General features: G+C 29.3%; 10 protein-coding genes and 1 pseudogene. 10 read left to right on the top strand and 1 reads right to left on the bottom strand.

All coding sequences use genetic code 11. The features are described from left to right. Window positions 1–71: 71 nt before the first annotated feature. The 10 genes from KM800_RS10680 (at window position 72) to KM800_RS10635 (ending at window position 9,682) form a co-directional block, all read left to right on the top strand. On the top strand, window positions 72–821 hold the full coding sequence (locus tag KM800_RS10680) for a prepilin peptidase (protein ID WP_217813053.1): 750 nt from the start codon (window positions 72–74) through the stop codon (window positions 819–821). A gap of 67 nt (window positions 822–888) precedes the next feature. After that, the gene (locus KM800_RS10675; RefSeq protein ID WP_217813052.1) at window positions 889–1,404 is read left to right on the top strand and encodes a prepilin-type N-terminal cleavage/methylation domain-containing protein; all 516 of its coding nucleotides are present in this window, start codon (window positions 889–891) and stop codon (window positions 1,402–1,404) included. 62 nt (window positions 1,405–1,466) lie between these two features. Beyond that, entirely contained in the window at window positions 1,467–3,149 is a 1,683-nt protein-coding gene (locus KM800_RS10670) for a GspE/PulE family protein (protein ID WP_217813051.1), read from the top strand. A gap of 13 nt (window positions 3,150–3,162) precedes the next feature. Next, a complete protein-coding gene (locus KM800_RS10665; protein ID WP_217813050.1) occupies window positions 3,163–4,350 on the top strand; it encodes a type II secretion system F family protein in 1,188 nt (395 codons plus the stop codon). Window positions 4,351–4,368: 18 nt separating this feature from the next. Next, window positions 4,369–5,823 (top strand): hypothetical protein, encoded by a 1,455-nt coding sequence (locus KM800_RS10660; RefSeq protein ID WP_217813049.1) that lies wholly within the window; start codon window positions 4,369–4,371, stop codon window positions 5,821–5,823. After that, complete coding sequence (locus KM800_RS10655) at window positions 5,810–6,538, top strand: hypothetical protein (RefSeq protein ID WP_217813048.1); 729 nt, start codon at window positions 5,810–5,812, stop codon at window positions 6,536–6,538. The genes KM800_RS10660 and KM800_RS10655 overlap by 14 nt, the downstream gene beginning before the upstream one ends. A 24-nt stretch (window positions 6,539–6,562) precedes the next feature. Next, window positions 6,563–8,428, top strand: a complete 1,866-nt coding sequence (locus tag KM800_RS10650; protein WP_254906535.1) for a prepilin-type N-terminal cleavage/methylation domain-containing protein — start codon at window positions 6,563–6,565, stop codon at window positions 8,426–8,428. 16 nt (window positions 8,429–8,444) lie between these two features. Continuing rightward, window positions 8,445–8,828, top strand: coding sequence for a type II secretion system protein (locus KM800_RS10645; RefSeq protein ID WP_058952990.1), 384 nt, complete (start codon window positions 8,445–8,447; stop codon window positions 8,826–8,828). 8 nt (window positions 8,829–8,836) lie between these two features. Further along, window positions 8,837–9,322: a PulJ/GspJ family protein gene (locus tag KM800_RS10640; protein WP_058952991.1), complete on the top strand. Its 486-nt coding sequence runs from the start codon at window positions 8,837–8,839 to the stop codon at window positions 9,320–9,322. 18 nt (window positions 9,323–9,340) lie between these two features. Next, window positions 9,341–9,682, top strand: a complete 342-nt coding sequence (locus KM800_RS10635) for a hypothetical protein (protein WP_217813047.1) — start codon at window positions 9,341–9,343, stop codon at window positions 9,680–9,682. A gap of 69 nt (window positions 9,683–9,751) precedes the next feature. Here the strand turns inward: KM800_RS10635 and KM800_RS10630 are convergent. Continuing rightward, a pseudogene (locus KM800_RS10630) lies at window positions 9,752–11,800 on the bottom strand (thioredoxin domain-containing protein). Window positions 11,801–12,011 lie beyond the last annotated feature (211 nt).

Raw genomic sequence — 12,011 nt, 5'->3', positions numbered from 1 at the left:
CTAGAGTATAAGAGTATTGTATTTAAAAAAAATTAATGATAAAATAAGAAAGAAATTATGGAGAATTTAACATGTATATTTATTTTGGTATAATCGTATTTGTTTTTGGAATTGTGATAGGAAGTTTTTTAAATGTATGTATATATAGAATACCTCAACAACAATCTATAGCATATCCACCTTCACATTGTACTAGTTGCAGCAGTAAACTCAAGTGGTATGATTTAGTTCCTATATTAAGTTATATTATTCTCAAAGGAAAGTGTAGATACTGTAAACATAATATATCAATAAGATATCCAATTTTAGAGTTTATAACAGGTATACTGTATTTTCTTGTATATATAAAGTTTGGTATAAGCATAGCTCTTATAAAATATACAGTATTTATAAGTATTATGATTGTTATAGGGATGATAGACTTTGATACTACTGACGTTTATTTTAAAACTATAGTGGTGGGAATAGCTACTTCAATAATATTTTTATTAATAAGCCATTATAGCGGAGAATTTATAATAGATTATATTTATGGTGGAATAGTTGGCGCAGGAATTTTATCATTTATAATCGTTATAACAAAAGGCGGTATGGGCTGGGGAGATATGGAAATATGTCTTGTATGCGGGTTGTTTTTGGGACTTAAACTTACGCTTGTGATGCTCTTTTTTTCATTTATTATAGGAGCAGCTATAGGAATAATTCTTATTTTGTCAGGTGTGAAATCAAGAAAGGACTATATACCTTTTGGACCATTTGTTGTAATGGCATCTGTTATTACAGTGTTTGTTGGACAAAATATTTTAAATTGGTATTTATAGAGATAATAGAAATGTATTTTGAGTGCTTATTTAAACTTCAATATTATTTTTAGAAGGGAATGATTTTATGGAAATTACACAAAATTTTAGAAATGTAACAAAGAAGAAAAAAGGATTTACTCTTATAGAACTTATGATAGTATTGGCCATTATAGCTATACTTGCCATAGTTCTAATACCGAAGGCAACCATATTCAAGAATCAATCCAAAAATGCAGGAGTAACTACAAATGTGAATACCGTGAGGGGATATCTAGAAACGAAAGTTAATAACAATGAAGGAAGTACAAGTTATTTGAATTCTGGAAATTTACAAACTTCAATCAGATCCTCTTTTGGATTAGGTGAAGATGATAAACCTTCTTCAACTTCAAATGAAGAAAAATTAGTAAACCCTTTTGATAAAGATGGTCAGGCTATTCAAGTTAATGATAAAAGTACAAGCTCAATAGATAGTGCAACAGCTGGTACAAATGGCGCAGATAATAAGGGACAAGTCGTTGTAGATGTGTATAGTAATGGATATGCAGTATATGGTATAGATAATGATGGTTCAGCTACCAAATTACTTAAAGTGAAATAAATCAGTTAAAGAACATGAGAACATGGGATTCTCATGTTCTTTATGAATATAGGGGTGATTTTTTGGCAAAAGTAAGAAAACGTCTTGGAGAGATACTGATAGATGCTGGTATAATAACATCAGAAGTTTTAGATAAGGCTCTTAAAATACAGAAGCTCACAGAAGAAAAACTTGGACAGGTACTGGTAAGCAAAGGATTTACTACTGATGAACAGATAGTAAATGCAGTAAAACAGCAGATGGGCATACCGCTTATAGATTTGGATAATATAAACGTACGTCAGGATATAATAGATATATTGCCATCTAGTATTGCCAGAAAGTATGAGTCAATTCCTATAGACATAATAAATGGCTCATTACTTGTGACTATGAGTGATCCTTTAAATTATTTTGCTGCGGAAGATATAAAAATAGCTACAGGATACAATGTAAAACCTGCAATATCCTTTAGAGAAAGTATACTCCAAAATATTGAAAAGTATTATGGAAGAAGCAGGGCTCAGGAGGCAGCCAGGACTTATAGAAAGAGTAATTCGGCTTTAAGGAAGGATAGAATACCATCTGCACAACCTGTAGATGATACATCTGCACCTATTATAAAGTTTATAAATACTGTGATTGAAAATGCAGTTATGTACAAAGCATCTGATATACATATAGAGCCAAATGATAGAGAGATGCGGGTAAGATTTAGGGTAGATGGTGTACTTAGAGAAATTATGAGAACCGATATAGAAATGCTGGCTCCTGTAATAAGTAGAATAAAGATAATGTCAAACTTGAATATAGCTGAAACTCGAGTCCCTCAGGATGGTAAAATTGGTTATAGAGTTAAAAATAAGGGCATAGATATTAGAGTTTCCATAGTTCCAACTATACTTGGAGAAAAAATTGTAATGAGAATTTTAGATAAAAGTGTTTTTTCAATTGATCTTGGTAAAATCGGTCTTGAAGAAGATGAATTGGTAAAATTGAATAGAATGATTGATAATCCCTATGGTATAATACTCGTATCAGGACCCACAGGAAGTGGAAAAACAACTACCTTGTATTCTATCCTTAATATATTGAATGATGTATCGAAGAATATAATAACAATAGAAGATCCTGTAGAATATAATCTCGATGGTATAAATCAAATGCAGGTTAATACAAAGATTGGATTTGATTTTGCAAATGGCCTGAGAAATATATTAAGACAGGATCCTGATATAATACTTGTAGGAGAAATAAGGGACAATGAAACAGCAGAAATATCGATAAGATCTGCGCTTACAGGACATATTGTATTGTCTACCATACATACCAATAATGCTGTGGGAACTATTGGAAGATTATTGGATATGGGTATAAAGCCATTTTTGATATCTTCAACTTTAACAGGTGTGGTTGCTCAGAGACTTATAAGGAAAATATGTCCGAATTGTGGAGAAGAATATATGTGTGACGAAAGTGAAATGAGATTACTTGGACTTTCAAATCCTGTAAAGCTAAGAAAGGGCAAGGGATGTAGTCTATGTAATGATACTGGATATAAAGGTAGGACAGGTATATTTGAAATACTTGAAATAGATAAGGATATGAGGAATATTATAGATTCCAATTATAATGATAGCAAAATTGAAAAAATAGCAGAGGAAAAAGGAATGGATACTCTAAGAAAATCTTGTATAAATAAAGTGTTGAAGGGTATAACTACAGTTGATGAAATGCTGAGGGCTACTTATGGTGATAGAGTTTGAGGTATGAGAAAACATGAAAAATTTCGTATATAAGGCATGGAATGATAAATTTGAAGTAATAAAATCTGAAATTGAAGAAAATGATGTTGATTCTGCAATTGACAGTTTAAAAAATAAAGGATTAAAAATTATATATATAAAGGAAAAAATAAAAATATCTAATTTTTTCAGAAGAAAATTAAGCGATAATATTTTAGCCCAATTTTGTGGACAAATTGCCATGATTTTAAGTTCTGGAATAAGTCTTTTAAATGGAATCGAAATAATTCAACAGCAGACTAAAGACAAGAATATGAGTAAAATACTTGAAGATATATCAAAAAGTATAAAAAAAGGAAATAATTTAAATGAATCAATGAAGTCTTGCGAACAATTTCCAAGATTACTTACGGATATGGTGGCAATTGGTGAGATAAGCGGAAATATAGATACTATACTGTATAGTATGGAGGAATTTTATAAAAAGGAAGCAAGTATAAAAAATAAAATTAAAAATGCGTTTTTATATCCTATAATAATTTTTTTAGTAGCAATAGGAATGTTGATTTTCTTTAATATTATTGTGTTTCCTGAAATAAAGGACATGCTTTCGGACATGCAGCTTCCTCTAATAACGGTTTTCATGTTAAAAGTTATAAATTTTTTCAATAGTCAATATGCATATATAATTGGTTTTATAGTTGTTATGGTACTTTTTATAAAATATATGACTACTGTTCCAAAGTCAGCTTTTTTGCTAGGTAAGTTCATGCTTAAAATCCCGGTATTTGGAGATATAAAAATGGATATAATAACTGCCAGATTTACGAGAAGCATGGGAATATTTTTAAAATCAGCAGTTCCCATTACAACCATAATGGATAATGTAAAACTCATTGTAGACAATGAATTTGTATCTAAAAAAATAGAAAATGCACGTAACCATATAGTTGGCGGTTCGAAACTTGCAGATTCTATTAAGGCTGAACAAATATTCAAACCTATTGTAACTGAAATGATAAAAGTAGGTGAGGAAACAGGCCAACTTGACGAAATGATGTTTAAATTAGCAGGTATATATGATGAAAGAGTTGAAATGGGTGTGGCAAGAATTATGGCTCTAGTTGAACCAGTATTGACTATTGTAATAGGTGTAATAGTTGGCACAGTCATACTGGGTATGGCACTTCCTGTAATGCAGATGACACAGGGAATGAAATAAAATATCAGAGGTAATTATATGACTTCAAAAATTGTATTTAGTTTTAAGGAAAATTATGCAGATGTAGCTGTTGTTTCAAAATTTTTAGGAAAAGTAAATATAAAAAAGGTATTTAGAATAGAAGATCAACCATATGCAAGTGAATATAACTTAAATGAAATAAAGAATATAAGAGAAAAATATAGAACTAATAGTAATAAAGTATACTTAGTACTTAATTGGGATAATTTAATTACTAGAATTGTAGACACTCCAATAATGAGTAAAAGTGAACTTAAGAGTTTTGTGAAAAATAATATAGAAGAGTATTTTGCAGTAAATATGGATGAATACTATTATAATTATGAGGTTATATCTATAGACAAACAGCAAGATGAAAATAAGAAAATGTCAATTATGCTTGCTGTTGTACAAAAAGATAAATTGAAACAAATATCTCAGTTTATTAAATATTGTGGTTTGCAGCCTATGTCTATAGGGATATATCCTGACTATATAGCAAATTTGTTTATTGACAAGCTTGACAACAGTAAAATTATATTAGATGTGAACAGTGGAAGAAGTACTTTGACGATATTAGACGAAGATAGAATATTTCTTTATTCAAATATTTCAAATCAAGATTATAGCAAAGATGAAGAAAATTTTGATGATATACTGGAGAATTTAGATTATTTTCTTAATTTTTATTCTACAAGACATTTTGGAGATAAAATTGATAAAATATATGTTTTAGGTGAATTTTATAATAATCATAAATTGTATAAACATATTAAAGAACATACCAATACAGAAATAATATCAGGATTAGAAGATAAAAAGTCCAAAATTATAAAACACAGTACTGTAGATGGAAAATTATATCCAGATATATTAGGATGTTTTATTGATGTAAAAAATATATATAATAAATACATAGATTTTTTAGATGACTTAAATTCGGAATCAAATAAAAAGCAATATCAAAATAAGATTATTATAATTGAGTTCCTTATACTTTTCTTAATAACTATTATTATACCTGTTTCAACTTTATTTTATGTAAAATTTAGTATGCCAAAATATGATACTTCAGATATGAATGCTCAAATATCCTCATTGTCCTGGGTGCAATCTGAAATAGACAAACTTGATGATGAAAAAGCTGAATATGACAATAAGATTGAAAATATAAAAAAAATAGAAAATGATGAGTTTAATTATGTTAAAATATTCGATACCATTAGAAGGGGAATTCCAAATAATGTTTCCGTGAAATATGTAAGTGTTGATAAAAGTGATGTATATGTGGTATTTGGAGTAAAAAACAATACGCTTGATGCAGCAAGAATAGTTGTTGCTTTGAACAAGATGCATATATTCAAACCGGTGGAGCTTCCTAATGTATATCTTAACAATACTGTAGAAGAAGTCATACTGAATTTAAAAATATCGGATTCATATAAAGGTGTGAATACTAATGAAAAAAAATAAAAGAGATCTGATGATATTGATGGTAATAATTTTTATAGGAATTAATTATGCTGTCTACACATATTTTATAAAAAATCAACTTCATAATCTAAATTCTGCAGAAAATAAATATTTAGCAACACAAAAAGATTTGGATACTCTTGAGAATAAGCAAGCATCCATTAATGTAAAAGCAGAGGAAATAAAGATACTTAAGCAGAAAACAGCTGTTCTTGATACCATGGCGCCTAAAAATGTCAATACTCCACAACTTATATATGATTTTTACATGGGTTGTAAAAAGTTTGACATAACAGGCAGAAGCATTTCCTTTCAATTGTTAGACAGCCAATCCGGGAATAGTTTTCACACTCTTACAATTAATTTAAAGATATCGGGAAATAGAGAAAAAATTGAAAGCTTTATAAAAAATCTTGATGGTATTACAGATAGAAAAATAAATGTAAAAAGCATAACTATGTATTTACCTGATTATGAAAACACTTCGAAATACGATGACAGTTCGACGGGTAATGACAGTATTGATACACGGAATAATACAGATTCTGAAAATATAAGTTCTGCTGAAGATTCTAAAACTTCAAATGTTATTGGAGGAGAGATTGTATTCTATGAGTATATACAGGGTAATGGCAATAGTAAATATCCTGACAACTATGTATTTTATGATAGTCAAAAAGAAGGATTAAATAGCATTTCTGATATGTTTAAGTAATTTAAGGAATGGGAGAGGATTTAATTGTCTGCCACAAAAAAGGGATTTACATTAATAGAAATTATGATAGTTATATCTATTATAGGATTACTTTCTATAGTTTTAGTGCCAAAAGTTGGCTCTATAAAATTACAGTCAAAAAATAAAAATGTATCTACTAATGTACTTTTAGTAAGAAGTTATCTTGATAACAGAGCAGGTAAAGATGCAGGTTTATATTCAGATTATTTAGACGGTCAAAATACTAAATCACAAGCCTTGGAAAGAGTGTTGGAAAACATATATAATGATATGACTTCAACTTTTTCAGAAAGTGATGCATTGATAAATCCTTTTAGCGGGAGCAAGACTATAAATAAAACTGAAACTGCAGCAAAAAACTCTTCATCTTTAAAGTCATCTATTCTTCTCTACTATTCTTCGGATAACATACCAAAAGATAGTGAGCTAGATGACAGTTCATTGCTTCCAAAGGGAGATAATATTAGAGGCACTACTGTAATTGTGGTCTATGGAGGAGATTTAGCAATTAAAGAAAATGAAAAATATGTAACCAATGGTGGTTATGTACTCTACGGAATTGATGATAGCGGAAATATAATTAATCACTATTTAATAAGGTTTCCTGCATTACCAACTTCATCAAGTTCAGGATCGGATGGTAATGATGAAGATGATAATAATGAAGATGATAATGGAAATACTGAAACTATTGCAGATCTTTTTCAATCAAATTGTCTAAATATACTTGGAGACAGTATAACTAATGATATTGATATAGGAAATAATGGAAGTGGAAATATGAATATAAATGGTTCTGCGTATTTTCAGGGGAAGAAAATTAATTTTGTACAAAATACTGATGTTTCAGGAAATCTTACACTAGTGGGAACTGGAGATGGAAGTAATGTGAATATTGGAGTTGGCAATAACAATACTTTAAAAGTCAATGGCATTACAAATATTCAGGCAAAAGATGTGAATATTAAAAGCAATCTTGATACGTACAATAGCATCTATATTCTTGCTGATCATGATGTTACATTTTACAATACAGGTATTAATGCAAATTTAAATGGAGGAAATGCCTATATAAAAAGTGGAAATGATATTAATTTTTCTACTAATTTGAGTTCAAGTGTACCAGTTAACATGATTGCAGGAAACAATTTGAAGTTTGATTGGTATGCCACAAATATAACTAGTACTACATACCTTAAAGGTAAAAACCAGGTATATATTCCCCAAAATGCAACCTTGGGTAATACCTATATAGAGGCAAATACTTTTAATTATGGAGATGCAGATATAGAGACGAGCAAGTTAAATACTTATGTACAAAACTTTTCTCATGGAAATGGAGGATTTTTGAAACCTGAACCGGAGATGCAATCAGATTCAACTCCAGAACCTGAGTTTGTAAATGATATTGCTACAAGCAAATATCAAATAAAGACTATAAAAAGTGATATTTCTTATAATAGCAGTGTTAATCCATATGATAATAATGATCCTAATCTTGCAGTATCCGTACTTAAAAATCCGGATGAAAATACCTTAAAGGAAGTTCTTACTTCCCAAAATATAGATGCTAATAAATATAAACTTGTGATTATAGATGGAGATATTAATATAAGTAAAAGAAGTATTAATGATTATAGCAATCAAGATATTACTTTAAACAACTTTATAATTTATTGTACTGGGAAAATAAATTTTCCTACTGACAGCAATTTTAGCAATGTAACATTTAATAATTCTTCAATTATTACAAGGAGTATGGATACTAAACTTCAATCTAAGTTTAGTATCAACCAATTAGATACTAATCAATACAATCACAATATAAAAAAGAAAGTTAATCAATATATAAATCAATTTCTGAATTGATTAAAAGGTGAATATTATGAATGATAAAATTAGAAAAAGAGGATTTACCTATATAGAGATTATGGTGGCGTTAGGTGTATTTATGGTACTCTCCATATTTATTATTAGACTTAATATTACATCAAACAGAAATATGAATATGCAGATAGAGAGGCAGAATATGATAATGGAAGCACAGAAGTGTATAGAAGAGATAAAGAGTGATCCAATAAAATATAATAATAATAATTACAAGAGTAAAGATGGTTATTATGTAAGCCAATTCGCAAAAAGGACATCTACAAGTAAGAATATAAGCATTTTTGAAATTACAGTAAAGGTTAAAAGCGTAAACCATAGTGGAGATCCAGTTTTATTAAGTACTCAGTTCCTTTTTCAATCTAATGAAACGGAAGATTAGGTGATGTTATGAAAAAAAGAGGATTTACTTTAATTGAATTGATGATATCTCTTACCATATTTGCCACACTATCTGTATTCCTTTATAAAGTTTTTTTCTATCAGATAAGGGAATCCTTCGATTTCAACAATAAAATAGAAGTACAATACAATTTAAACAAGGCTGTTAATATGATTTCAGATCAGTTAAGAAATAATAGTCCAAATATAGTTGTTGATTCATCTAAAAACAAAATAAAAAATAACGAAAAAATTATAATAGATTTAAATTCCAAGGAATCACCTTCCGATATTACAGGTAACAATAGGGACTTAACTTCGTTGAAAGTATATTATAATCCTTCAAAGAAGATTTTATGGGATGATAATGGTAACAAATGCAGTAATATAGATTCAATTAATATACAATGTGAATCAAATAATAATGAGGTTATTGAAATTTCCATATATTCATCTGTAGTTAAAACCGTTGCTGCTGTTAATATCAAACGATAAAATGATGGAGGATGTTACATGAAAAAGAAAGGTTCCGCACTTATTGTTGTTATTATCGTAATGATGTTGATTTTTTCAATGTCGGCATATATGTTGGATGCAAGTGTTAAAAATAATAAGACATTCTCAGGTACATATAACAGAGCTATGGCTTATTACAGTGCAGAAAGTGGGATTTACAATAACATATATCAAAAAATTAAAGACGATGCCAAGTTAGATAATGATATTAATGTAAGAGCTGAAGGTACTTATGGTGATCAAAGGTGTATTATAATAGCACATGTTTCTATAATATACAATAGTCAAACTGATGAATATAATTATTTTATAATTTCAAGGAAGATTTACAGGGTTTAGTATTTTTTAAAATTGAAACGTGACTATTAATATAACTAATATAATGAAAAGAGTCTTAAATGACTCTTTTCAATTAAAAAGTTTTTTTAACTGTAAAGTATCTGTAATCGGACTTCTGCATGAGAAATTTTCACATATATACACAGTAGGTTTTTCATCAATGCTTTGGTAGTTTTCAATAAATGAACATATATTTTTTAAATACTTATCTGAATCTGAATATAAAATAGAAACAGTAAATGGACTAAATTTTTTATTTATTATATTGAGTACTTCTTGTGTTTCAATACTGTTATTTCCAGATACAACGACAATTTGTCTTGTAGAAGTTTCTGAAAACAATAGTGCCATCATTGAAAAACAATATGCTGTTGGATAACTTTCTATTTCTTTTGAAAAGCTCTTAAGTAATTTTTGTGCTCTATCGTCTAGTCCATAGTTACCCGTTAAATGTGATAGTCTCATTAAATTTAGTGCACATACTGAATTACCTGATGGAAGTGCTCCGTCATATATTTCCTTAGGCCTTGAGATAAGCTTTTCACCGTCATTTCCATATAAAAAGAATCCTCCATGTTTTTCATCCCAAAACAGTTTGAATGAGTCTTCAGTCAAATCCACCGCTCTCTTTAAATATTTTGAACTGTATGTTGTTTCGTATAATTCTATTAATCCCCAGGTCAAAAATGCATAATCATCTATATATCCGGGAAAGGAAGATTCACCATCACGATATCTTGCAAGAAGACGGCCGTCTTTTCCAATAAGATTTTTATAAATAAAGTCAAGAGCCTTTTCAGCTGACTCAGTGTATTTTCTATTTTTTAATATTCTACCTGCCATTGCCATTGCAGTTATCATCAGACCGTTCCATGAAGTTAAAATTTTATCATCCTTATGAGGATGTACTCTTTTATTTCTGTAATTGAATAATTTTTTAATATAGTTTTTTATAATTTCTCTATCTTCAGTAGAAATATCAGTTCCAATTAAATTAGGTATATTTTTACCATCAAAATTACCATTGGAAGTTATATTAAAATAGCAACAGAATTTATTTCCATCTTCTTCTCCAAGTATATCTTTTATTTCATCTTTGGACCAAATGTAAAATTTACCTTCAATGCCTTCAGAATCCGCATCTTCAGCAGAATAAAAGCCACCATTGCTTGAAGTCATGTTTCTTAAAATATAAGTTAGTATTTGCTCCGCAATTTCAGAATATATTTTTTTACCTGAGACCTGAAAGGTTTCCAAATATGCAATTGCAATCAATGCATTGTCATATAACATTTTTTCAAAGTGAGGTACAAGCCATTTCTCATCTGTGGAGTAACGGCTGAAACCATAACCTATATGATCGTATATACCTCCACGATACATGGATTTAAGTGTTTTTTCTACAATCTTTAAAGCGTAGTCATCTTTAGTGTTTTTCCAGTATCTCAACAAAAAGAGAAGATTTTGTGGCGTTGGAAATTTTGGTGAGATTCCAAAACCTCCATAGTGTGGGTCAAAGTTTTCCTCTAGCTTTATAAAAGTTCTATCTAATATATCATCAGAAAATTCAATACTGGAATTTCTATTTGAAGAATCTATTGTATTTAATATGCTTTGACTTGTTTTTAATATTTCATTTCTATTGTTTTTCCAGGAATTGTTTATATATTCTAGAATTTCAATTAATCCAATTCCATGAAGATTTTTATTTTTAGGAAAGTACGTACCTGCAAAAAATGGCTCTTGGTCTGGAGTTATAAAAATTGTAAGAGGCCATCCACCGCTTCCTGTAAGGGATTGACATACACTCATGTAAATACTGTCAATATCAGGTCTTTCCTCTCTATCTACCTTTATGGAAATAAAGTCATCATTTAATATTTTAGCTACTTCTATATCTTCAAAGCTTTCATGTTCCATTACATGGCACCAGTGGCAAGTAGATTTAGTGACCTACTAAGAATACCCAATAGATAAAAAGACAGGTTTATCTTCGGATTTTGCTTTTGCAAATGCTTCATTACACCAAGGAAACCAGTTGACTGGATTGTAGGCGTGTTGAAGTAAATATGGTGATTTTTCATTTATTAATCTATTGGGTGTGTTAGTTAGGCTCATAAGACCACCTCCTTTTAAATATTTATAAATATAGCCTTGAGCATAACTCTAAGACACTCATTTCTCTAGCCCGATAAGGGCTATTTTTTTCTATCACTAAAATTTATATCATAGGATTTCCCCAACTTTTGTCGAATTTTTAAAATACAACATAATAAAAACACTAAAAGGAGGAAATCTCTATGTATCAACGTCAAGAAATCTTTAATAT

Origin of the sequence: Clostridium tyrobutyricum (assembly GCF_019144085.1) — a bacterium.
GTDB classification, from domain to species: Bacteria; Bacillota; Clostridia; order Clostridiales; family Clostridiaceae; genus Clostridium_B; species Clostridium_B tyrobutyricum_A.
This window is presented reverse-complemented; position numbering and strand designations above follow the sequence as displayed.